This is a genomic window from Butyrivibrio sp. DSM 10294 (assembly GCF_028539135.1).
Taxonomy (GTDB): Bacteria; Bacillota; Clostridia; order Lachnospirales; family Lachnospiraceae; genus Butyrivibrio.
The window spans coordinates 371,700-395,322 of record NZ_JANSWL010000087.1 but is presented as its reverse complement, the minus strand read 5'-3'; the positions used below and the strand labels follow the sequence as shown (position 1 = coordinate 395,322).

The 23,623-nt window shown below is 46.9% G+C and carries 15 protein-coding genes and 1 tRNA gene; 8 read left to right on the top strand and 8 right to left on the bottom strand.

Translation table 11 applies throughout. From position 1 onward, the window contains the following. Window positions 1–8 precede the first annotated feature (8 nt). The 4 genes from cbiQ (at window position 9) to NXH67_RS15565 (ending at window position 4,048) form a co-directional block, all read left to right on the top strand. Window positions 9–806: a cobalt ECF transporter T component CbiQ gene (gene cbiQ / locus NXH67_RS15580; RefSeq protein ID WP_272797974.1), complete on the top strand. Its 798-nt coding sequence runs from the start codon at window positions 9–11 to the stop codon at window positions 804–806. Window positions 807–817: 11 nt separating this feature from the next. Beyond that, window positions 818–1,594: an energy-coupling factor ABC transporter ATP-binding protein gene (locus NXH67_RS15575; protein WP_022777643.1), complete on the top strand. Its 777-nt coding sequence runs from the start codon at window positions 818–820 to the stop codon at window positions 1,592–1,594. 127 nt (window positions 1,595–1,721) lie between these two features. Continuing rightward, window positions 1,722–2,903 (top strand): acetyl-CoA C-acetyltransferase, encoded by a 1,182-nt coding sequence (locus NXH67_RS15570; RefSeq protein ID WP_022777642.1) that lies wholly within the window; start codon window positions 1,722–1,724, stop codon window positions 2,901–2,903. A gap of 20 nt (window positions 2,904–2,923) precedes the next feature. Further along, complete coding sequence (locus NXH67_RS15565) at window positions 2,924–4,048, top strand: HD domain-containing phosphohydrolase (protein ID WP_022777641.1); 1,125 nt, start codon at window positions 2,924–2,926, stop codon at window positions 4,046–4,048. A gap of 88 nt (window positions 4,049–4,136) precedes the next feature. Here NXH67_RS15565 and NXH67_RS15560 read toward each other — a convergent pair whose 3' ends face one another. The 8 genes from NXH67_RS15560 to NXH67_RS15525 form a co-directional block, all read right to left on the bottom strand. After that, a complete protein-coding gene (locus NXH67_RS15560) occupies window positions 4,137–5,156 on the bottom strand; it encodes a TRAP transporter substrate-binding protein (protein WP_272797973.1) in 1,020 nt (339 codons plus the stop codon). Next, window positions 5,153–5,959 carry a response regulator transcription factor gene (locus NXH67_RS15555; RefSeq protein ID WP_022777639.1) on the bottom strand — a complete coding sequence of 269 codons (807 nt, stop codon included), beginning with the start codon at window positions 5,957–5,959 and terminating at the stop codon, window positions 5,153–5,155. The genes NXH67_RS15560 and NXH67_RS15555 overlap by 4 nt, the downstream gene beginning before the upstream one ends. 1 nt (window position 5,960) lies before the next feature. Further along, on the bottom strand, window positions 5,961–7,469 hold the full coding sequence (locus tag NXH67_RS15550; protein ID WP_022777638.1) for a sensor histidine kinase: 1,509 nt from the start codon (window positions 7,467–7,469) through the stop codon (window positions 5,961–5,963). A 77-nt stretch (window positions 7,470–7,546) separates the two neighbouring features. Continuing rightward, window positions 7,547–8,017 carry a YcxB family protein gene (locus tag NXH67_RS15545; RefSeq protein ID WP_026668582.1) on the bottom strand — a complete coding sequence of 157 codons (471 nt, stop codon included), beginning with the start codon at window positions 8,015–8,017 and terminating at the stop codon, window positions 7,547–7,549. Window positions 8,018–8,040: 23 nt separating this feature from the next. Next, window positions 8,041–9,336, bottom strand: a complete 1,296-nt coding sequence (locus tag NXH67_RS15540) for a TRAP transporter large permease (RefSeq protein ID WP_022777636.1) — start codon at window positions 9,334–9,336, stop codon at window positions 8,041–8,043. Next, on the bottom strand, window positions 9,333–9,860 hold the full coding sequence (locus NXH67_RS15535) for a TRAP transporter small permease (protein WP_022777635.1): 528 nt from the start codon (window positions 9,858–9,860) through the stop codon (window positions 9,333–9,335). Before NXH67_RS15535 ends, NXH67_RS15540 begins: the two co-directional genes overlap by 4 nt. Before the next feature lie 42 nt (window positions 9,861–9,902). Then, window positions 9,903–11,024, bottom strand: coding sequence for a TRAP transporter substrate-binding protein (locus tag NXH67_RS15530; protein ID WP_272797972.1), 1,122 nt, complete (start codon window positions 11,022–11,024; stop codon window positions 9,903–9,905). A gap of 193 nt (window positions 11,025–11,217) precedes the next feature. Further along, window positions 11,218–11,291, bottom strand: a tRNA-Arg gene (locus NXH67_RS15525). A gap of 388 nt (window positions 11,292–11,679) precedes the next feature. Here NXH67_RS15525 and NXH67_RS15520 point away from each other — a divergent pair. The 4 genes from NXH67_RS15520 (at window position 11,680) to rdgB (ending at window position 23,622) form a co-directional block, all read left to right on the top strand. Beyond that, complete coding sequence (locus NXH67_RS15520; RefSeq protein WP_272797971.1) at window positions 11,680–20,676, top strand: pectinesterase family protein; 8,997 nt, start codon at window positions 11,680–11,682, stop codon at window positions 20,674–20,676. Between the two features lie 113 nt (window positions 20,677–20,789). Further along, the gene (locus tag NXH67_RS15515; protein ID WP_272797970.1) at window positions 20,790–21,956 is read left to right on the top strand and encodes a THUMP domain-containing class I SAM-dependent RNA methyltransferase; all 1,167 of its coding nucleotides are present in this window, start codon (window positions 20,790–20,792) and stop codon (window positions 21,954–21,956) included. Next, window positions 21,956–23,005, top strand: a complete 1,050-nt coding sequence (locus NXH67_RS15510) for an N-acetylmuramoyl-L-alanine amidase family protein (protein ID WP_272797969.1) — start codon at window positions 21,956–21,958, stop codon at window positions 23,003–23,005. The genes NXH67_RS15515 and NXH67_RS15510 overlap by 1 nt, the downstream gene beginning before the upstream one ends. Further along, a complete protein-coding gene (gene rdgB / locus NXH67_RS15505) occupies window positions 23,002–23,622 on the top strand; it encodes an RdgB/HAM1 family non-canonical purine NTP pyrophosphatase (RefSeq protein WP_022777630.1) in 621 nt (206 codons plus the stop codon). Before NXH67_RS15510 ends, rdgB begins: the two co-directional genes overlap by 4 nt. The last annotated feature ends 1 nt before the right edge of the window (window position 23,623 follow it).

Below are 23,623 nucleotides of genomic sequence, written 5' to 3'. Positions count from 1 at the left end.
GGTAATATATGTCCAAGATAGAAAAAAACATTCGCGAACTGAATAAACTTCAGAACCTGCAGCAGCGATCCCACTGGATGAATGACCTTCATCCTCTGGGAAAGCTGCTTCTTAGCGTTATTTACATCTTTATCACAGTATCCTTCGGAAAATATTCCCTTGCGCCCCTTATCATCATGGCGATATATCCTATCTTTGGCTTCATAATAGGTGAGCTCTCCATCAAAGAGGGCCTGTACCGAATGCGGCTTATCCTGCCCCTGGTGGTATTTGTGGGCATCTTTAATCCATTTTTTGACAGACAGGTAATGTTTTATATCGGCGGCAGTGGCGGACAGACAGGAATCCCTGTGACAGGAGGCATCATCTCCATGGTGACACTGATGCTCAAGGGCTTCTATTCCGTCCTTAGTGCCTATATCCTTATCGCCACCACCTCCATCGACGATATCTGCTACGCGCTTCGCATCCTTCACGTGCCTAAGCAGATAGTCATAGTGATAATGCTGATCTACAGGTACTTTGGCGTCATGGCAGCGGAGGCAGATCGAATAACCACAGCTTACAAGCTGCGAGCTCCCAAGCAGAACGGCATCCATTACAAGGCATGGGGGACTCTTGTGGGCCAGTGGCTACTTCGCAGCATGGACAGGGCGGAGGACGTCTACGAGAGCATGCTCCTTAGAGGCTTTAAGGGCGATTTTATCATGAAAAAACAAAAGACCCGCCCAATAGACATCATCTATCCCCTTATCTGGACCATTGCATTCATTGTCATCAGACACGTTCTTATCAGGTTTTTATGAGGTAAAAGACTATGCATACCGGAGTTAACGGAGAAGTACTGAAAATAGAGAATCTTTCTTTTTCCTATGAGAAAAAAGATCAGGTCCTTAAGGACATCAATCTGACAGCCTATAGCGGTGAGAGCATCGGTGTTATCGGTGCCAACGGAATCGGAAAGACCACGCTGATGAAGCTCCTTGTGGGACTAAACACCGATTTCGAGGGTGTTCTTGAGGTGGCGGGGCATCCCATGAATCAGAAGAACATCGCCCATATCAGAGAGCATATCGGCTACGTGTTCCAGGACTCTGACAGCCAGCTCTTTTTGTCCACCATTGAGGACGATGTGGCTTTCGGTCCCCGTAACTACGGTCTGTCTGAAGAAGAGGTGGAGAAAAGAGTTGAGGAAGCTCTGGCCAAGGTCCATATCACCGAGCTTCGTCACAAGCAGACCTACAAGCTCTCCGGCGGAGAAAAGAAGCTGGCCTCCATCGCCACAATTCTTTCCATGAAGCCCGATATCATAATCATGGACGAGCCCTCTATTGCCCTGGATCCCAGGAACAGGAGGAACCTCATAGGGATTCTCAATGAGATTGATTCCCTTAAGATCATAACTTCCCACGATCTGGATTTTATCCTGGATACCTGTGAGCGCTGCGTTCTTTTGGACGAGGGTCGTATCATAGCCGATGGCAGGAGTGAGAAGATACTCATGGACAAGGAACTTCTTGAGGCCCATGGACTGGAACTTCCCTTGAGCGCAGGCTGTCGTTATAAACAAAATATCGATAATGTACAAGGATAATCCCAGTATCAAAGCGAACTTTTTTCAAGTGTAAAAATTATCTTAAATTCGTTGAGCGGTGCAGTTTTGTGTTAAAATAAATATGTACAACTACCTATAAATAATTGTTTTGTTGGAGGAAAAAAGAATGGCTAGAAAAGTAGTACTTGCAGGCGCTTGCAGAACAGCTATCGGAACCATGGGCGGAACACTGTCCACAACCCCGGCACCGGCTCTTGGAGCAATTGTTATCAAGGAAGCTCTCAAAAGAGCAGGCGTTAAGCCCGAACAGGTTGATGAAGTGTACATGGGCTGCGTAATCCAGGCAGGCCTTGGGCAGAATCCCGCAAGACAGTCTGCTATCAACGCAGGAATCCCCGTTGAGGTTCCCGCAACCACCATTAACGTACTGTGCGGCTCAGGTCTTCACTGTGTTAACCTGGCAGCCAAGCTCATCGGCATGGGCGATGCTGACATCATCGTAGCCGGCGGTATGGAGAACATGTCAATGGCTCCTTACCTTATGCAGCAGGGCAGATACGGATATCGTATGGGCTCAGGAGAACTGCAGGATGCCATGATCAAGGATGCTCTTACCGACGCTTTTGGCGGATATCACATGGGTATCACCGCAGAGAACATCGCAGAGCAGTGGCATCTCACAAGGCAGCAGCTGGACGAGTTTGCAGCCTGGAGCCAGAACAAGGCTGAGAAGGCCATCGCAGAAGGCAAATTCAAGGAAGAGATCGTTCCTGTTGAGATAAAGAAAAAGAAAGAGACCATCATTTTTGACACCGACGAAGGTCCTCGTAAGGGTGTTACCGTAGAGGGAATCTCAGGACTTAAGCCCGCCTTCAAGAAGGATGGCGGCGTTGTTACCGCAGCCAATTCTTCAGGAATCAACGATGCAGCTTCCGCAATCATCGTTATGAGCGAGGAGAAGGCTAAGGAACTGGGTGTGAAACCTCTCGGAACCTGGATTGCCGGTGAGCTTGCAGGCGTTGAGCCCAGCATCATGGGAATCGGACCTGTAGCAGCAACTCAGAAGGTTATGAAGAAGGCCGGATATTCAATCAGCGATTTTGATCTTATAGAAGCAAACGAAGCATTCGCAGCCCAGTCAGTGGCAGTTCAGCACGACCTTGGTTTCTCCAATGATGTACTGAATGTTAACGGCGGCGCCATCGCTCTGGGACATCCTGTAGGATGCTCAGGAAACAGAATCCTGGTATCACTCCTGTATGAGATGCAGAGAAGAGATGTTCACAAGGGACTTGCAACCCTCTGCGTAGGCGGCGGAATGGGATGCGCAGCTATAGTTGAGAGGTAAACAGATTATTGGAGGGATAAATGCCTGACCGTTCTATCCTGATCGTTGATGACAACGAGATCAACAGAGGCATTCTTGGAGAGATCTTCAAGGACAAATTTATGATCCTGGAAGCCGGCAACGGAATTGAGGCTATGCAGATCATTGAGAAGCAGAGCGACAAACTGTCCGCTATCCTGCTTGACATTGTCATGCCCGAAATGGATGGATACCAGGTTCTGGAAGCCATGGTCAAAAAAGGCAATCTCAACGAGACCATTCCCGTTCTTATGATAACTGCAGATACCTCCACAGAGGCTGAGCGAACCAGCTATCAGAAGGGCGCAGCGGACGTTATCCACAAGCCCTTTGACCCTGTTATTGTAGATAAACGTGTTGAGAGAACCGTTGAGCTATACAATCATAAGAAGCATCTGGAGACTCAGGTAGACGACCAGACCAGAGTCCTTAAGAAGCAGTTCCTGTATCTGAAAAAACAGGAGGAGCGCCTTAGGAACAGTAACGAGAAGGTCATAGATACCATAGCCTCCATCGTTGAGTTCAGAAATCTGGAGTCCAGCTACCACCTAAAGAGGATCAAAGGCTTTGTTCGCATCCTTGGTCTTACAGCTTTGAACAATTTTCCGGAGCTTGGCCTTACACCCCATATGCTGGACGTTATCACCCAGGCTTCGGCGATGCATGATATCGGCAAGATATCAGTTCCCGATTCCATACTTCTTAAGCCCGGGCGCCTTAACAACGAGGAATTTGAGCTTATGAAATCCCACACCACAAGAGGTTGTGAGATCATCGAGATGCTAAGGGACGTTCAGGACAAGGAATTCTATGAGATGTGCCTTGATATCTGCAGGCACCACCATGAGAGGTATGACGGCGGCGGATATCCCGACGGACTTAAGGGCGAAGAGAACTCCATCGGAGCTCAGCTCACAGCCATCGCCGATGTATACGATGCTCTTGTCAGCGACAGAGTATACAAATCCGCATATCCGTTAGATAAAGCTTTCGACATGATAAAAGACGGCGAGTGCGGCGTGTTCTCTAATAAGATTCTGGCCTGCCTCGAATTTGCAAGGCCCGATATGGAGAAGCTGGTGAATGATACCAAGGCCATGGAAGAGGCGGATAAACGCAAAGCCTAACTCAAAAAACAAGTAACTCCAAATAAAAACTCCAAATATCTCAGGATTGGTTGAGATATTTGGAGTTTTTGAAAAAACGGGGTGACGCTCAGTACTCCATGATCTGATTCAAAATATCCATATCCTCCCCGCAGTATTTGCTGTAGACACTGCTCATGGCCTCCCGGAAGCGCTGTTTCTCGGAAAGGGAGAGGTTGATGGTGGTAACTCCGGCGGCCTGGGCAATCTTGCGGGAGCTTTTTTCACGCTCTGACCAGAGCTGTCTTTCGTAGAGGGAGGATTCTTTGGCGCAGTCCATCAGAATCTGCCTGTCAGCTTCGGAGAGGGTATCCCAGATTACCTTGGAGGCCAGCTGCAGCTCAGGGACTCTGGTGTGCTCGTCCAGGGTGTAGTACTTGGCAACCTTGTAGTGGCCCATGGATTCGTAGGAGGGCCAGTTGTTTTCTGCGGCTTCGACTATACCCTGCTCTAATGCAGAGTACACTTCTGAATATACGATCTTGGCAGGATTGGCTCCCAGAGCGGAGATCATGTCTGCCATCACCTCTGATTCCTGGACACGGATATTCATTCCCTCCAGGTCTTCAAGTTTCTCAATGGGTTTGGTGCTGTAGAAGTTTCTTGCGCCGGCATCATACCAGGACATGCCCACAAGGCCGTAGCTCTCAGGCTTATTTCTGAAATCATCTCCGATCTCCCCATCAAGGACACGCCACATATGCTCCGAGCTGTCATAGAGATAGGGCATCTGCAGAACGTTCATCTCAGGCACATACTCCGCCAACTGTGATATGGATACTCTGGCAAAAGCGATACCGCCGTAGGACATCTGCTGCAGAACCTCGCTTTCGCTGCCAAGCTCCGCAGAGTGCTTCACCAGGATCTTGATGCGGCCCTGGGTTCTTTCATACGCAAGGTCGGCAAAATACTGCGCACCGAGAGTTGTGGGATAATCAGCAGCCTGGTTTTCCGCATAGAAAAAGATATACTCCGGGGCAGGAGCTTTAGATCTTACCTGCAGATATCTGCAGGCTGCGAAGGTTACTGCCAAAGTAGCAGTTAATGCCGTCAATATGCAAATGATAAGTATCCTTGTTTCCTTACTCATATTCCGCAGACTTTGCTCCTGTACTCGCTGGGGGTTGCGCCCTCCATTCTCTTAAATATCCTGGTAAAATAGTTGGCATCGCGAAAGCCTGCTTTTACGCTGACATCCTTAATGTTGATAATAGGATTGGCCAGCAGATTCTTAGCCTTCTCTATGCGATAGTTATTTAAATAAGATATGAAATTCATGCCAAAGCTCTGCTTAAACAGCTTGCAGAAATACACATCGGAGTAGCCGAAGATATCTGCAATGTCCTGCAATGCGATATCATCTCTGTAGTGCCCCTCAATATACTCTTTTACCTGCTGTACAAATGCTGCATCGGTCCTGCCGGTGCCCGGCTCCGCGTATTTCAAGGTGCCTGGCACTTCACCGATCATAGCATTCGTCACGGTGCTGTCCAGGTACGGCAGCTTCTCTGCCATATCCGTCAATCTGAAGGCCTCCTCCAAGACATTCACCAGATCCTCATCATTCCCGGGCTTTAGCAGATAATCCAGGGCCCTTACTTCGATTGCCTTCTTGGCATAGCTGAATTCGTCGAAGGCCGTCAGGAAGATGATGCAGGCGTTCCTATAATTTTTCCTTATGGAGGCAGCAGCTTCAAGGCCGTTCATTCCGGGCATTTCTATATCAAGAAGAGCAATGCGGCAGTCCTTTTGCGAATACTGCTCCACAGCCTGAAGGCCGTTTTCAGCCGTGACTATTTCCACGTCCTCCGGGAAAAAGCCCATTATCTTTTTCTGTATTACCTGTCTTTCGATAGGTTCGTCATCAGCTACAAGTATTCTGTATTTGTTCATTTTACTGCGCTCCCTGTAATGGAATGAGGATGCGGATGGTGGTGCCCACATCCTTCTTGCTGTCAATCTGCAGAGCTGCGTTGTCGTACATGGCTCTTAACCTTCTGTTGATGTTTCCAAGACCTATGCCCACCAGGTCCTTGTCGGTCTCGGGCGTTTCGCCGCAGCCAAGCTGCTGTCTTATCTTGCAAAGAGTGTCGTTATCCATGCCAACGCCGGTGTCGGACACTTCGATGGAAAGCCTGTTATCATCCGATTCGTCCCTTCCAACGGCTACGGAGACTTTTCCTCCCTCAACTTTTGGAGAGATGCCGTGAATTATGGCATTTTCCAACAGAGGCTGGAAGGTGAAGGTGGGAACGATAACGCTTCCTTCATCTACCTCGCACTTTACTTCATACTCAACCCTGGAGCCAAAGCGCATCTTCTGAAGATACATATAATCTCCGGAGATCTTCAGCTCCTGGGACAATAGTGACTCCTTTGTCTGGGTCTTGAGGTTGTATCTAAAGAGGGAGCTAAGGGCCTCTGTCATCCGCTCTGTGGTGGCGGCCCCCTCGAGATTGGCGGTTCCTGCAATTACATTCAGGGTGTTAAAAAGAAAATGTGGATTGATCTGACTCTTAAGAAGCTCCAAATTCATGGTCTCAAGCTGTTTCTCAATCTCAAGATTCTCCAGCTCCTGGGCATGGAGCTTGTCCAGGGCTTCACGGCGCTCTTCCATGGCTTTGATATATTCTCCCGTGGCGAATTTCATCTTGTTGAAGGCAGATACCATTTCGCCAAGTTCGTCCTTGTTATCGACTACCACATCATCGATGAAATAGTCATTGGCGGCGATTTTCCTGGAGGCATTGGCGAGCTTAAGAACCGGTGCAGTGACGCTTCTGTTTAGAAGCCTTGATATCTGGAGAATTACATAAAAAAGAATGACGCTGAGCCCGGCAGCAATAAAGGGAACCCGGAAAACCACAGGAAGGAGCTGTCTGTAACGGGCATTTCCCTCCTCCATGGTCATGTCCACCAGGCGCTGAGCGTAGAGCGAAAGGTATTTCTGCATTGTATAGACGTCATAGAGCTTTTTTACATAGACCTGTTCCGAATGATATTCAGAGATAACCTGATTGCGGTAGCTGCAGTATTTATCATAGGCAAAACGAAGGGCCTGGAGCTGGGCGTATCTGCCATCTCCGAGACTATTGTAGGTAAGGGGAATTCCATAGATCGCATCGTGGGTCTGCCTGGTGCAGCGGGTCCAGTCCTCGTCGCTGACAGAACCTGTACTTCTGACATATTCATCAAAGGCATCGGTCTCCCGATTAAGGGCAGCTACGATCTCGCCGCATTTGGAGTTGGCCTCCATAATGTCATTAAAATCCATGACAAATAGCCGCACTATCCATACATCAAACAAAAGTGCAGCGACAATGGCCACGAAAACGCTGGTGGTGAACATCCTTATTTTATTACTGATGGTGAGTTTTTCCCAAATTCTTCTGACTTTTTTCATGTCCCCAACATAAGAACTGCGCTATAACTATCCCTCAAGATAATTATAGCGCGGTTTAACGTTAATTGCTATGTTACTCAGGCTCTGATCTTGCTGCAAAGATAGTCAAAGAACGCATCTTTGTCCTGCCCCAGCTCTCTGTTTGTGATCATGTAGCCGTGGGTCTCATCGGAGAGGATCACTATCATGTTCTTCCTACGTATGGCGTTCTTAACCTTTTTCCAGGACAGGTCCTCAGTACTTTCGCCGGCCCGTACGTGAATCCCTCTGTCAGAAAAGGTGAGCTCCATATCTCTGGGCATGTCCTCCAACTGCTTTACACACATTCCGTAGGTGGCAAGGGGCTGGATCACAGGGAAAAGAGTGAGCCCAAAGAGGAGCAGGCCTTTTATGATAGCAGGGGATGAAGCCATGAATCTGAAGGACAGGGCTATCATAGCCAGGGTAAAAAGGATATTGACTACACCCACAGGGGATTTATAAGTTCTGAGCATTGCCATTTTCCAGAGGTCTGATGGTTTGACGTCGCATGAATATCTGTATTCCATAGTTTAGAGCCTTTCGCGTATTTTTACTTCATCAGTAGATTAGGCAGGAACATACTGATCTCCGGGATGAAGGTGAGAAGGAGGAGTACTACTATCATGCACAGGTAGAAGGGCAGTGTAGCCTTGACGACTCTCTCCATTTTCACCTTGCCCACTGCAGAGCCGATGAAAAGAACGGCGCCTACAGGCGGAGTCAGAAGTCCGATACCGCAGTTCAGTACTATCATTATTCCAAACTGGATCGGGTTGATCCCGATGGAGGTGGCGATGGGCAGAAGGATCGGCGTTGCGATTAGAATAATTGGCGCCATATCCATGATGCAGCCAAGAACCAGCAGGATCAGGTTAAGTAGCAGTGCGATAAGTACCGGATTTCTTGTAAGCCCGATGATGGCGCGGGCTGCCAGATCCGGAACGTGCAGGGTGGTCAGGCAGTATCCGAAGATACTGGAGGTGGCGATCAGGATCAGCACGATGGAAAGAGTGTCAACGCACTGTTCCAGTGTTTTCCATACGCCCTTAAGGTCCAGTCCCTTGTAGATAAATACGCTGACGATAAGGCTGTAGATAACAGCGATGGCCGCTGATTCCGTGGCGGTGAACATACCTCCGACTACACCTACAACCACTATGATAACCGCTGCCAGAGCCCAGAAGGAGGTACCCAGCTGCTTCAGGAATTTCTTGAAGCTGAATCTCTCACCTTTGGGGTAGTGGCGCTTCTTGGAAATGATATATGAGCCTGCCATCAGGGATACAGCCAGCAGCGCGCCGGGTATGTATCCCGCCAGGAAAAGGCTTCCCACCGACACTCCTCCGGCGCTCATAGCGTAGATGACCATGTTGTGACTGGGAGGAACAAGCAGGCCTTCACAGGAGGAGGTTATGGTAACTGCGGTGGAAAAATCATCGTCATATCCCTGTTCCACCATCATGGGAATAAGGATACTTCCGAGGGAGGCGGTATCAGCTGCGGCAGAACCTGAGATTCCGCCAAAAAAGTAGGAGGCTACGATGTTGACCATGGCCATTCCGCCGGTCATCCATCCCACACAGGCATCGGCCAGTGCGATCAGTTTTTCCGAAATGCCTCCCGAACCCATTATGCAGCCCATGGTTATGAAGAAGGGTACAGCCATAAGGCTGAAGGAGGATATTCCTTTTACCATCTGCTGACATACGGTGGTAAGCGGCAGTCCCTGATAGAGAAGACAGAAGATAGAGGACAGGGCAACCGCATAAGCAATCTGAAATCTTAGAAAGATCATTACGAGAAAGCTGATGAGCAATATCGCAATGGCAGTTGTGTTTGCAGTCATGTTTCAGCCTCCTCCTTTATGAAAAATTTTTTGATATGGTTGTAGATGGCTTCCAGTTCAAAGATGATCATGGCAAGCCCGGCAACCGGAATGGGAAAATACATCCAGAATCTTGAGAGCTTGGGAAGTGATACGTACACGCCCTTGCTGCCGATGGTCGATGCATATTTCCAGCCCACGATCAGCATTACAAAGGCAAGGATCATGATGAAGACATCAGCGACAAGATCGAGGATGTTTATTAGTGCTTTGGGCAGATATCTGTCAAAAGCGGTCATACGGATGTGAGCGCCGCGTCTTATGGCGAGAGCCGCAGACAATACGGCCATGTAGGACATGAGAGTAAGGACGACCTCCTCACTCCAGGAAGGATCCGGAACAAAGGAGACATATCTTCCGAGCACGCTCATGCTGGTGATCAGAATATCCGCCACCAGCAGGAGCTTGCATACAAACAGTATTATTTTGTAGGTCACATCGTATAAGGGCTTTATCTTATCTACCGCGTTAAAGAATGATCTCATATAGAATACGCTCCTTTTTGGCGGTGACAGAGTGATCTGTTATCACTTCATGTCTACGATCTTCTGATAGTAGTCCTCAAGACCCTTGATGTTCTCTTCGATAACAGGCTTAACTGCTTCCTGCCAAGGTGTGATGTCATCAACTTCGATGATGGTAACGCCGCTGTCCTTGAGCTCCTTTAGAACTTCCTGTTCCTTCTCTTCAGAGATTGAACGATTGTATTCGGAAGCAACCTTTCCTGCCTCAACGAGGATATCCTGCTGCTCAGGTGAGAGCTTATTCCAGGCTTCGTCTGTGATGATGACCTGAATAGCGCCGAGGGTGTGTCCGTCGAGGATCATGTAAGGAGCAACCTCAGGGAATGCGTTGGACTTGTAGTTGGCGATGGGCTGCTCTGCGCCGTCAACAACGCCGGTCTGAAGAGCTGAATAGAGTTCGCCGAAGGCTACAACTGTAGGAGATGCGCCAAGACCTTCAACAAGACCGTTCATGATAGGGTCGTTGGACACACGGATCTTTTTGCCCTTGAAGGAGTTAATGTCTTCGATTTCATAGGATGTGAAGAAATGACGGAAACCTTCTTCGCCGTAGAAGAGACCTCTTACGCCGCTGCCGTTTTCAGAGGGCTCCTGAAGGAATTCCTGTGCAAGATCTGAAGTTGCGAAATTCCAGAAGTGTTCACGGCTGGTGAAGATATATGGAAGAGACAGGAGCATTGACTTCTGTCCGCCGTAGCTGGTAAGAGCAAAAGCAGAGATACGAGAGATGTCGATGGTTCCGCCGCCGCCCAGCATTGTGTCAAGAACGTCGTTCTCTGAACCAAGTACACCGCTGGCCTGAAGGTCGATGATGATGGAACCGCCGGATCTTGCTTCAACTTCCTCTTTGAACTTCTGATCGGTCATGCCGACGATTGTATCAAGAGGGTTAACTTCTGCCATGACAAGTGTGATGGCGTCTGCTGCAGGTGTAGCTGCTTCCTCTGCTGCAGGAGCTTCAGTAGCAGGAGTCTCAGTAGCCGGAGCTTCAGCTGCAGGTGTTTCAGCTGCAGGTGTTTCAGCTGCAGGGGCTGCTTCAGGAACTTCAGGAGCTGAAACGCCGCAGGCTGTCATTGACAGAACTGTAACTGCTGTGAGAATTACCGATAATAACCTTTTCTTCATTGTAAAACCTCCCTTTTCTTAAGAAATCTAATGGTTACAGAAATGTACTGTCAGTTTATTACTGACAATTAAATTATAAATAAGGGAGGCTTTGACGATAAATCGGACATTTTTAGCATTGGGTAGGATTATTTTAACATTGTGAAACAAAAAAAGGACTGTGGAATGATTCCGCAGTCCTCTTACATATTAGTGTGCGTGACAGGATTCGAACCCACGACCTTCTGGTCCGTAGCCAGACGCTCTATCCAGCTGAGCTACACGCACATGTGCCGTATCGACAACAAATCTATTATATGCACGAGTTACATTAATGTCAATAATAAATTTCTAAATTTTTAAATTTATTTTTTCAGCATTTAGTGGTGTTTATGAAACCGCATACATGATTTTGTTTTATATAATCTGTCAATTCTGACAAATGTAAATATTATCAGTTTTTGTACAAAGTGCATAAATTTAGCACATGAAACTTTGTTGACTTTTAAGCGATATATATGAAAGAAACTTCCATTTTTCTCTTGTTTTCGTCGATGACGATATGCTAAGATAGAGGCACGTTTTACAAATGGATGTAAGCGGTTACATTATTAAATAAGTATAAACTTGCATCCGGAGTGAAAATTGTTTTGTTTTAATGGGAGGAACAACACACATGGTAAGGAAGAGGAATTGGAGGAACACTGTCGGCGCCAAGACTATGGCTACAGTGTTATCTGCAGCAATGGCGTTTTCCGGTATTTCCGCAGGCATGCCAGGTTCCACAGCTTTCGCTGAGGAAGACCCGGAACTGTTGGAACTTGACGAGGAAGTCATCGATCTTACCTCAGAAGATGATTCTGAGACAGATCTTGAGTTCCTGGATGAGGACGCAGTAACTGATGCTTCTACGGAAGAAACAACTGAGGATACAACACCGGATGATACTTCTGATGAGAAGAATGAAGCTGCTTCCCGCTCTTTTGACGAGTCCAAGACAGATGTCTGGGATCTCGGGGCAGAGAACCTGGGAGAGGCTTACAACAACAGACTTGATGTTGATACCATCAACGGCTTCTACGCTGTTGAGCCCGGAACCAAGGGCGTTAATCTGGCATCATTCTCAGTTGATGACGGAGATTTCGTATTTGAGGACGGCGGATACTCCACAACACACAGACTCAGAACAACTAATCTGAATCTTACTCACTATGATGAGAAGTCACTTAAGGATTCAGAGGGTAACGTTTACAGTGGTTACATCTATTCAAACAAGAGCTCAACAGATGCAGTTTATGTAGCTCTTGAGTGTCAGGCTGATGATATCATCACAGCTTATGTTTCCAGTAATGGAACTGATTCTCAGATCCATTTCAAGAACATGACTGATGCTACCGATGATTCTGTATTTGGTTATGTAGGTGGAAGCGGCGCTTCTAAGGCTGTTTTCTATCCTTCACAGACTGCCAAGTACAAGATCTACTCAGCTACCGAGAAGCTTTGCGTAGCAAGAGTATATCGTGAGCATGCTAAATACGCTACACTTACAGGTACAGTAGAAGGCTTCAAGGGCGTAGGCTCTTTTGACCTTGTATTTACCAATACAAAGAATGGCAACGTAGTTAAGGCAACTGTAGCTGATGGCAAGTTCACTGCCAAGCTTGCAGAGGGCTTTGATTATGAAGTGAGCCTTGCCGGTGCAGATGAGTATGTTATCAAGTCTGACAAGACTGTTAACCTCAGCGCAGATGCAGAGATGAATGTTGTAGTTGAAGGCATCACTCTTGTAACTGCTTCAGGTAAGGTTACAGGCATTGAGGACAAGGACGCAGCTGACTTCATGGCAGCTGCGGAATTCAAGTTCGTTCCTCAGGACGAAACTTCAGTATATGTACCTCAGATCCAGCTTGCAACAGGCACTGATGGCATCACCTATGAAGTTAAGCTTCAGAAGGATGTTAAGTACGATGTTCTTGTTGCTGATAAGGAAGACACAGTAACAGAGAGCTATGCTGCAGTTGAGGACTATGACCTTATTACAAAAGAGGTTTCAGTTTCCAAGGACTCAGAGGATCTCGCGATCGAGTTCCAGCATAAGCCTTTATATAATGTAACAATCCTTCCTAAGGGAGCTACAGCAGAGGATCTTGCCGAGGCTGTTTTCACATTCACAAGACTTGATGTGGAAAATGACTTCGTTGCAGACGGCTATGTTTATAAGTTCACAGGAACTAAGGACATCGCCCTCAGAGATGGTCAGTATGTAGTTGAGGTTTCAAACGCAGGTGCTTATGTTCAGAAGCTTACAAGTGACCTTGTAGTAAAGGGCGCTGATGTAACTAAGGAAATCGCATTCTCTTCTGATATTACAGAGTGGGATTTCAGTGATGCAGCATTTGCAGCTAAGTGTGCTGTTCAGGGCGAAGGTGCATACAACGGCCTTACATGGACCAATGCTAAATCACACCAGAATACATACCTCTTTAGCGGCGCGGGTAAGATTTCCGTTCCTGTTAAGGGCGATTGCCAGATTCAGGTAACAGCTAATTATCAGTATTCATACTATTTTGAAAATGAGAGTGAACCTTCTGTAAATGTTAAGACTGGTTCTACATCTCAGAACGATACTTTCACATACGATTACAAGGGCGACGCAGGAACTGTTGATATCACTGTACTTGGACAGTCCTATATCACCAGGATCGCAACTGTTTATCAGACAGAGTACAGGGCAGAGCTCCTTGTAGGTTCATCTGAGAAGGCAGAGTTCGCAACAATTAACGAAGCTCTTGCAGCTGTTCGCCTTATGAACAGAAAAGACGGCGAGAGAGTAACCATCAAGGTTGAGCCCGGCAACTACGAGGAGATGCTCGTTGTTGATGTTCCCAATGTAACACTTGAGAATGCCAGCGCTACACCTACAAACACACTTAAGAATAAGGGCGTTGACATTGATGAGAATGCAGTTCGTGTAACCTGGTACTATGGACATGGCTACACCTACTACAGCATGAACAACTCTTACAAGTATGATGAGGAAGTTCTTGCAACAAACAAGGCTAACGGTTATACAACCGTTATCAATCCCGGTTCAGGCACAGCTACTTACTGGAATGCTTCAGTAGTTATTGATGCTGCCGGTTTCGAAGCAAAGAACATTATCTTCGAGAACTCTTTTAACCAGTATATGTCACAGAAGGCTACAGAGGATGTTATCGTTCCTCAGAGCAGTGTTAAGGAAGGCACTGTTGCCAGAAACACTATGGCAGCCGGTGATACTAAGGTTCAGGATAAGAAATATGTAGAGAGAGCAGCAGCTCTTGCTCTTACAGGTTCTGCGACAGAGGCTTATTTTGAGGGGTGCCGTATAATCGGACGTCAGGACACTCTTTATGGCCATGAGAAAACCACAGCAGCTTTCTACAACTGTGCGGTTTACGGCGGAACAGACTATATCTTCGGTGCTATGACAGCAGTATTTGCTAAGTGCGATCTCGTACTTAACACAAGCGAAGATAAGAACGATGTAGCTTATATCACAGCTCCTCAGCAGAAGAGCAATTCTACTCGTGGATACCTTATGTACAACTGTACAGTTAAGTCCACAACTCCGGGAGTAGACACAGCATCTGCTTATACATCAAAGCCCGGTCAGTTCGGAAGACCTTGGCAGGCTAACACTTCTGAGGTTGTATTCTTCGACACCGTAGTCGAGGCAACAAGCTGGAAGGATGGCGCTTATGACGAGACAGCCAAGACATCACTTATTCAGCCTGTAGGCTGGAACACAACCCTTGGCGGAGAGTCAGCAAGAAACGTTGAGTACGGTACTTTCGAAGTATCAGGCGAGAACAACAGCGCAGCCCGTGCTGCATGGGTTCAGCAGCCTAAGGAAGCAGTTCTTGCAGATGGCAAGGCAATCACAGTTGCTGCATTCCTTGGCGATTGGGATCCTTTCACAGCAAACAATGCTGATATGAAGATCGTATTCCCTGATGGAAGCAGCCAGGAAGAGCCTGTAGTTGAAGAGCCCGAAGAGCCTACACCTGCAGAGCCTTCAGAGACAACAGAGTTCGTACTTGAGTCTTCAGCTCTTACAGCTTTTGCAGCAGGAGCTAAGGCTGACGGCGAGACAGAGAAGGCTGGAACAAACGACTACTTCACACTTATTTATTCAGCTAATTCCAAGATTGACGCAAGCGCAAAGACTTGGGAAGATGATTACGCATCACCTCAGAGAATCAACTTTGGCGGTGTTGCTTCACCTGAGAAAAATGCAATTAAGTTCACCACTTCAAACTCAGCAACAGTTAAGATCTGGTGGGTACAGGGCGGTGAGGATAGCCGTCAGATGGCGATCCTTGATGCCTCCGGAGCAATCCTTGCTCAGACAGAAGGAACATGGGTAAAGAATTCTCCTTACATTTCAACACTTAAGGTTGACGCAGCAGGTACATATTACCTTGGCGGAGCAACCAACAATAACAATATTTATAAGGTGGTTGTAACAGAGGATAAGGCTGCAGAACCTGTAGTATACACACTTGAGACTGCAGAGATGGAAACCTTCGCAGCAGGAGCTAAGGCTAACGGAGAAGCAGAGAAGGCCGGAACAGATGGCTTCTACACAATTCTCTACTCCGCTAAGTCCAAGGTAGATACAAGCTCCAAGACCTGGGAGGATGGATATGCTTCAGGCGTAAGACTTAACCTTGGCGGCAAGGCTTCTACAGAAATGAATGCCATCAAGTTCACCACCGCAGCAGACAATGCAACCGTTAAGGTATGGTGGGCACAGGGCGGTGATGACAGCCGTCAGGTAGCTATTCTTGACAGCACAGGTGCTGTTGCAGCTGTAACAGAAGGAACATGGGCAAAGAACACAGCTTATATCTCAACTCTTACACTTGAAAAAGCAGGAACTTATTTCCTTGGCGGCTATGAGAACAACAACTACTTCTTCAAGGTAGAAGTAACAGATGGCGCTGCTTCTGAAGAGATCAAGAGAGCAGATTGGGAGAGCGTTGCAGCTCCTGTTATCGCAGGCGTAGCTCTTGATGAGACCAACGCTAACAACGTAGTTGTTACAGTAACATCAGAGATCGGTGTAGACGGCGGCGACAAGCTTGATGTAACAATGTTTGACAGCGAGGGCAAGGAAGTTAAGACTCTTGGCTCAACAGCTACTAAGACAGAGTTCACATTTACATTCTCTCCTGCTAAGTCAGGAAAATACACATTCTCAGCTACTCTTTCAAGAGAAGATGAGGAGACAGTTAAGACAAGCGCAGTATCAGATGCATTTGAATTTGTACTTCCTCTTGTAACTCCCGAGTTTAAGAATGTAGTAAACCAGGGCAAGGGAAATGTTAAGGTTAACTTCTATTCAGTACCTGAAGCAACAGGATATGTTCTTACAGCTACTGACAAGACAGACTCCAAGAAGAAGCCTGTTGAGAAGAAATTCACACTTACGAATGCTGACGCAAATGATTCAACAGAATATACACACGTATTCAAGGGCCTTACAGCAGGACATACCTACGAAATCTCTCTTGTGGCAGTAAGAGGAGAAGAGACCACCAAGGCCAACACATTTGAAGTTAATGTAACAAAAGAATCTGAGACAGAGTGGGTATTCTCAGCATTCGGTACCGGCGTTACCAAGGGATCAAATGCAGGCTTTACAGCCAATGAGAACGGTTCCGTAACAGTTTGGAACACCGGCAACAAGGGTAAGCTTGTTCCTGCATCAACAGACGGACTTGCTTTCTACTACACAGCTGTTCCTGCCAACAAGAACTTCACTCTCACAGCGAAGGCAACCATTGATACCTGGACCTTCACTAACGGCCAGGAAGGCTTTGGTCTTATGGCAGCCGACAGAGTTGGCGTCAACGGTAATGCCGCTACATTCTGGAACAACTCTTACATGGCAACAGCTACCAAGGTTGAGTACTACTATGACAGAGCAAATCATGCTGTAACAAACGTTGATACAGCAGATAAGATTTCCATGAAGCTTGGTCTTGGATCTCAGGAAAAGATCGGTGTTACACCTTCTAACCTTGAGAGACTTGAGGCTAATGACTCTGCAGCAGTTAAGGAATTCTTCTCAAGCAAGATGACTCCTCTTGAGACAAGCTGCGGTGATATGGGCCCCGGAACCTACAACCTCTTTACTAAGGAAGCTTCAGGATCAGTTAAGGGAACAGTTGAGAATCCTCTCACAGAGGTAACTCTTCGTATCCAGAAGAACAACACAGGTTACTTCGTAAGCTATCTTGATAACGAAGGCAATGTTCTTAAGACTGTGAAGTACTACGATACCAAGGCTCTTAACAAGCTTGATTCCAAGTATGTATATGTTGGATTCTTTGCTGCAAGAACCTTCAAGGTAACCTTCAGCGATATCGAGCTCAAGGTTATCGATCCTTCCAAGGATGCTAAGGCTGAGCCCAAGGAGCCCACATATGTAGAGCCTAGCTACAAGGTTATTTCACCTGAGTATTCAAATACTGCAAAGTATGAGCTTAGCTACTCAGGAAATGCAGACGGCGTACTTACAATCACAGATGAGACAGGTTATGCTGTCGTTGACAGGCAGAAGGTTAAAGCCGGCGCTGTAAAGAAGGTAAATGTAAGACTTGAGAAGGGTGACAATAAGTTCACAGTAACCTTCACACCTAACAAGAACTTCAATCCCGGCGGCGATAAGTATCAGAAGCTTTCTAATTATGATACATTTACATTCGAACACAATGTTAAGTATCAGACAGTAAATGATTCAGACAAGATCTTTGTTGATCCCAATGGAGATGCAAAGGCAGAGGGAACTGCAGAAGCTCCTGTAGATATCTACACAGCATTAAAATTTGTACAGCCCGGTCAGACCATCGTACTGACACCCGGTACCTACAACCTTAAGTCAGGACTTGTTATTGAAAAAGGAATTGACGGAACCGCTGCAGAGCCTATAACAATGGTTGCTGAAGGCGGCAGAGCAGTACTTGATTTTGGCGGCCGCAATACCGACAAGGGTGGCGCCGGATTTGTTATCGCAGGTAACTACTGGAATATCAAGGGCATTGATGTTACTAAGACAGGAAATAGCGATAAGGGTATTCTTTTAGCCGGAAGCCATAATACACTTGAAGACATCCGCACCTATGAGAACGGCAACACCGGTATTCAGGTAAGCAGATATCTCAAATATGAGTGGCCTTCCTATGACCTGATCCTCAACTGTACATCCTTTAGCAATGCTGATGCAGGCTATGAGGATGCAGACGGATTTGCTGCTAAGCTTACCTGCGGCGACGGCATCGTATTTGACGGATGTATCTCTTATAACAATGCTGATGACGGATGGGATCTCTTCGCCAAGGTTGAGAACGGTTCAATCGGTCAGGTAACAATTCAGAACTGTGTTGCTTTCGCAAACGGCTACGGTGTAGACGGCAAGAGCGAAGGTAACGGTAACGGATTTAAGATGGGCGGCGAGAGCATGCCCGGTGCACACAAGCTCATCAATTCAGTAGCTTGGGGCAACAAGGCAAAGGGTATTGATTCCAACTCAGGCCCTGATATCCAGGTTTACAACTGCATGTCATTCAATAACGGCGCTAACAACGTAGCTCTTTATACAAATGACGCAGCTAACACAAATTATTTAGTAAATGGTGTTATCTCTTATCGTACAACCGGTAAGGAGACAAATGAGAACTTCAAGCTCAGAGGAACTCAGGATGAGTCCAGAGTATACGGCAAGAACAACTTCTTCTGGATGGACGGCGCTAGTAAGAACGCTGACGGCGTTACAATTACAGATGACTGGTTCGTATTTGACAAGAATAATAAGATTGATGCACTTGCAGCTCCTAAGGCTGATGTAAATGATCCTTATGCAGTGGCAGCAGCTATGAGAACTGAAGACGGACGTATCAATCTTGGCAACTTCCTCAAGCTTTCAGAGACAGGTATTAAGGCTCTTGAAGCAGCAGGAGTTGACACAGCTGTAGCAGCACTTGACGGCGCTTACACAGCAGTAGCTGATGAGAGACAGATCGAAGGTTCAGCTAACGATGCAGCTCAGAGCGTACCCGGATTTGAGCTTGAGAACTTCAGCACCAAGCTTAGCTACACAGGTAAGAAGCTTACTCAGGACTTCAGTGTATATTATGACGGCAAGCTCCTTGCAGAGGGTGTTGATTACTCAGTAGCATACAAGAACAATGTAAATGTAGGAACAGCAGTTGTAACCATTTCCGGCAAGGGAATCTACAAGGGCAAGACTGTTGAGACCTTCAGAATCGTACCTGCAGATATCGCTGAGGCAGCAGTTGCTGTCAAGGCTGTTAACGAGACAGGTAAGGAAGCAAACAAGAAGTATCCTAAGGTAACAGCAACAGTAGTTTACATGGGCAAGACTCTTAAGGCAGGCAAGGACTACCAGGTAGTTGTTAACTGGGATGAAGAGCCTAAGACCACAACAGTGAAGGATGCAAAGGGCAATGACATTACAGTTAAGCATTATCCTGTAAGCATCACAGGTCTTGGCAACTTCGACGGTGAGTACAAGAATGCAGACGTTCTTGTATTCGGCAAGGGCCAGAAGATCGTTAAGACAGCACTTGATCTGTTTAACATCAAGTCAGGATCTCTTGAGCTTGCAACAACAGCTTATGTATATGACGGAACAGCTAAGACTCCTGAAGTTACTGTTTACACAGGAAAGGGTGCTAAGAAGGGCGAGAAGCTCGATGCATCAAGATATACAGTTAAGTATTCAGGAAACGTTAATAAGGGTACAGCAACAGTTACCGTAACTGGTATCGAGTCTCAGAAGACAACAGGTACTCTTACTGCAAGCTTCACTATCGCAGCTGCTGATATTTCAGCCGCTACAGTAGCTCCTATCGAGCCTGTAGAGTATGTAAAGGGCGGCGTTAAGCCTGCACCTGTTGTTAAGCTCGGTGAGAATACACTTCGCGAGGGTGTTGATTACAAGCTTACCTATGCAGGAACAAACAAGATCGGACTTACAGGTAAGAAGGCTCCTAAGGTAACAATCACAGGTCTTAAGAACTTCAAGGGATCTGTAGTAAAGACCTTCGAGATCACAACTAAGGGCATTGATAAGGCAACTGTTATTACAACAGACAAGGCAATCAAGAAGAATGCCAAGGGCAAATACCTTGTTTCCAAGCCTGTAGTATATGATGAGAACGGCAAGGCTCTTAAGGAGAAGACAGATTATACACTTAAGTTCTTCTACGGCGAGAGTGAGATCACAAGCAAGACTGTTCTTACTGAGGGCAACAACGAAGTTAAGGTTGTTGTTACAGGAAAAGGCGCATACACAGGTGAGACTTCTGCTACATACCAGATCAGAACACTTAACAAGCTCTCACAGGTTAAGAGCGCTAAGATTTCTGCTCAGAAGTACACAGGAAGCGCTGTAAGACCAGATGACAAGATCAGGCTCTACACTGAGACCAGAACAGGTAAGACAGTAGCAACCAAGAATCTTGTAAGAGGCACAGATTATGAGATTGCTCTTTGCTACAACAATGTTAAGCAGGGAACAGCTACCTACGTTCTTAGAGGAATGGGCGAGTACACAGGATACAAGACCGTTACCTTCAAGATCACCAAGGCAGCAACCAAATAATCAAGTCAATAAATAAGTAGTTTTAAAGGCGGCTTGCTATCAACAAATTGATGGCGAGCCGTCTTTTTCTTTTGTCTGTAATTAAACAGTAGGTTATGCTATAATCGATAAATATGAGAAAGATGGAACTTATAGCTCCCTGCCATTTTGGTTTGGAAGCAGTATTAAAAAAAGAAATAATTGACCTCGGCTACGACATTACAGAGGCTGCAGACGGCCGCATTACCTTCGCTGGTGATGAGGACGCTGTTTGTCGTGCCAACATAGCCTTAAGAACAGCAGAGCGTATTCTTATCAAGGTGGGAAGTTTTCATGCCGAGACCTTCGAGGATCTTTTCCAGGGAACCAAAGCGCTCCCCTGGGAGGAATTCATCCCCGAGAACGGCAGATTCTGGGTGAAAAAAGCCTCCAGCGTTAAGAGCAAACTCTTTAGCCCCTCCGATATTCAGTCTATTATGAAAAAAGCCATGGTAGAGAGGATGAAACAGAGCTACCACACGGACTGGTTCAAGGAGGACGGACAGGACTTCCCTGTGAGGGTGTTCCTTATGAAGGATGAGGTTACCGTGGCCCTTGATACCACAGGAGACTCCCTTCACAAAAGAGGATATCGTAAGCTGGAGTCCAAGGCTCCCATAGCCGAGAACTTGGCGGCAGCTCTTTTGATGCTGACACCCTGGCATGCAGACAGAATCCTTGTGGACCCCTTCTGCGGCAGTGGTACCTTCCCTATAGAGGCAGCCATGATCGCAGCCAATATCGCGCCGGGCATGAACAGGCATTTTACAGCCGAGAGCTGGACACACATCATTACGCCCAAGAACTGGCAGGATGTGAGAGATGAGGCAAGAGACGAGATCAATACCGATATCGAGACAGATATCCAGGGCTATGACATTGACCCTGAGATGATCGAAATCGCCAGAATTAATGCCAGGAAGGCCGGAGTTGAGAACATGATCCACTTCCAGGCCAGGGACATTGCAGACTTAAGCCATAGGAAGAAATACGGCTTTATCATATCCAACCCGCCCTACGGTGAGAGAATCGGAGACTCCAAGGAGCTTCCCGCACTGTACAGGACCATAGGAGAGCGCTACAAGGCCCTTGACTCCTGGTCCATGTATCTTATCACCGGCTACGAGCAGGCTGAGAAATATATAGGCAGGAAGGCAGACAAGAACAGGAAGATCTACAACGGAATGCTCAAGACCTATTTTTACCAGTTTATGGGTCCCAAGCCTCCGAGACGAAACAGAGATGATGGGAAAACAGTCTGATGGATAACGCTTTGATGAAAAAAATGGTCATCAGGGCCTCTGTTTTTACTGTATTGTCCCTTGCTGTGTGCCTTCACCGTTCCGCGACCAAGCACATCATGATCACCGATGCCGCAGGTAACAGAGTGGACAGTGTGGATACTGCGAGGTCCTACGACCTATTGGTGGATAAGAATTTGGAGCCGGGCAAGGAAGGGGTTCTTACGATACCTCTTTCCAAGAATGTGGGCTCCGATGACATAGTGCTGGAAGACAGATATATAGACCATGAGCTTCGGATATACATTAAGGGCTGTAAGGGCGATTTTTACATGGATAAGCCCGTTGTTTCCGCCCTTGATTCTATCGAGGGCGCAACCTGTATCTGTGAGGATGATTCTAACGATGTGTGCCTTGATTTTAAGCTGGACGGGCTCTATGGTAACGAGAGCCTTCTGACGGATCAGGGAACCATTGAAGTTACCTTTTTTAATCCCAAGGAGCGCTATGACAGGGTTGTTGTGGTTGACCCTGTAGGAGGCGGATCTGAAGCCGGATATACCGCCTCGGATGTCAAGGAGAAGGATATCGCATTACTTGTTGCCAAGGAACTCAAGACCATTTCCGATAAGGATGTGGGAGTTCGGACCAAGATGTATTTTACCCGAATGGATGACAGCGATATAGAAGATAGTAGAAGAACGGATTTTTTGGAAGAGACAGATGCCGATATCTATATCAGGATAGGAGCCTGTACTTCTGAGGATCCCGGCATATGCGGCGTATGTACCGAATATAACGACACCTTTTTCTTAAGAGGTCTTAATAACGGGGAACTTGCGGATATTTTGGAAAAAAACTGTGTAGCACAGATGAACTGCAATGCGGCGGGATGTCATGTGACTTCCGACAATATCCTGGCCGGAGTCAGGATACCCTCAGCCAAGGTTAATCTTGGGTATGTGACCAATTCAGGGGACGCTGTCAACATGCAGCAGAGCGCCTATGCCAAAAAAGCCGCAGAAGGCATTTATATAGGAATTTTGGAAGCTTTTAAGGAGATGGAATGAAAATAGTATTTGCCACGGGAAATAAGAACAAAATGAAGGAAATAAGGGAGATACTGGGAAGCCTTGGAATGGACATCATATCCATGGCTGAGGCCGGTGTTTCCGATGATATAGTCGAGGATGGAACTACCTTCGAGGAAAATTCAATGATCAAGGCCAGGGGCGTTGCAGATGCCCTTAAGAAGGCAGATCCGGAACTTGCCGGAGAGGCTATCGTTATGGCCGATGATTCCGGTCTTGAGGTTGACTTCCTCAATAAAGAGCCCGGAGTATATTCGGCAAGATATATGGGGAAGGATACTTCCTATACAGAGAAAAACAACAACATTATCTCAAGGCTTGAGGGAGTTCCCGATGAGAAGAGAACTGCCAGGTTTGTATGCGCCATTTCTGCGGTTCTTCCTGACGGAAGGGACTATTGCGTGCGTGAGACAATGGAAGGGATTATAGGCTACGAGATCGCAGGCAGCAACGGATTTGGCTACGATCCCATCTTTTTCCTTCCTGAGTACGGCAAGACCAGCGCTGAGATCTCTCCCGAGGAAAAGAATGCCATCAGCCACAGAGGTAAGGCGCTAAGGGCTATGGAGAAGCTTCTTGGGGATGCTCTTAAGTAAT

Excerpts from the sequence above, each read along its gene's own strand:
- NXH67_RS15550 (WP_022777638.1), bottom strand. The coding sequence starts at position 7,469 with ATGAAAAAAGTCAGAAGAATTTGGGAAAAACTCACCATCAGTAATAAA.
- NXH67_RS15515 (WP_272797970.1), top strand. The coding sequence starts at position 20,790 with ATGAGAAAGATGGAACTTATAGCTCCCTGCCATTTTGGTTTGGAAGCA.
- NXH67_RS15565 (WP_022777641.1), top strand. The coding sequence starts at position 2,924 with ATGCCTGACCGTTCTATCCTGATCGTTGATGACAACGAGATCAACAGA.
- NXH67_RS15530 (WP_272797972.1), bottom strand. The coding sequence starts at position 11,024 with ATGAAGAAAAGGTTATTATCGGTAATTCTCACAGCAGTTACAGTTCTG.
- NXH67_RS15540 (WP_022777636.1), bottom strand. The coding sequence starts at position 9,336 with ATGACTGCAAACACAACTGCCATTGCGATATTGCTCATCAGCTTTCTC.
- NXH67_RS15510 (WP_272797969.1), top strand. The coding sequence starts at position 21,956 with ATGGATAACGCTTTGATGAAAAAAATGGTCATCAGGGCCTCTGTTTTT.
- NXH67_RS15535 (WP_022777635.1), bottom strand. The coding sequence starts at position 9,860 with ATGAGATCATTCTTTAACGCGGTAGATAAGATAAAGCCCTTATACGAT.
- NXH67_RS15575 (WP_022777643.1), top strand. The coding sequence starts at position 818 with ATGCATACCGGAGTTAACGGAGAAGTACTGAAAATAGAGAATCTTTCT.
- NXH67_RS15570 (WP_022777642.1), top strand. The coding sequence starts at position 1,722 with ATGGCTAGAAAAGTAGTACTTGCAGGCGCTTGCAGAACAGCTATCGGA.
- NXH67_RS15520 (WP_272797971.1), top strand. The coding sequence starts at position 11,680 with ATGGTAAGGAAGAGGAATTGGAGGAACACTGTCGGCGCCAAGACTATG.
- NXH67_RS15560 (WP_272797973.1), bottom strand. The coding sequence starts at position 5,156 with ATGAGTAAGGAAACAAGGATACTTATCATTTGCATATTGACGGCATTA.
- rdgB (WP_022777630.1), top strand. The coding sequence starts at position 23,002 with ATGAAAATAGTATTTGCCACGGGAAATAAGAACAAAATGAAGGAAATA.
- NXH67_RS15555 (WP_022777639.1), bottom strand. The coding sequence starts at position 5,959 with ATGAACAAATACAGAATACTTGTAGCTGATGACGAACCTATCGAAAGA.
- NXH67_RS15545 (WP_026668582.1), bottom strand. The coding sequence starts at position 8,017 with ATGGAATACAGATATTCATGCGACGTCAAACCATCAGACCTCTGGAAA.
- cbiQ (WP_272797974.1), top strand. The coding sequence starts at position 9 with ATGTCCAAGATAGAAAAAAACATTCGCGAACTGAATAAACTTCAGAAC.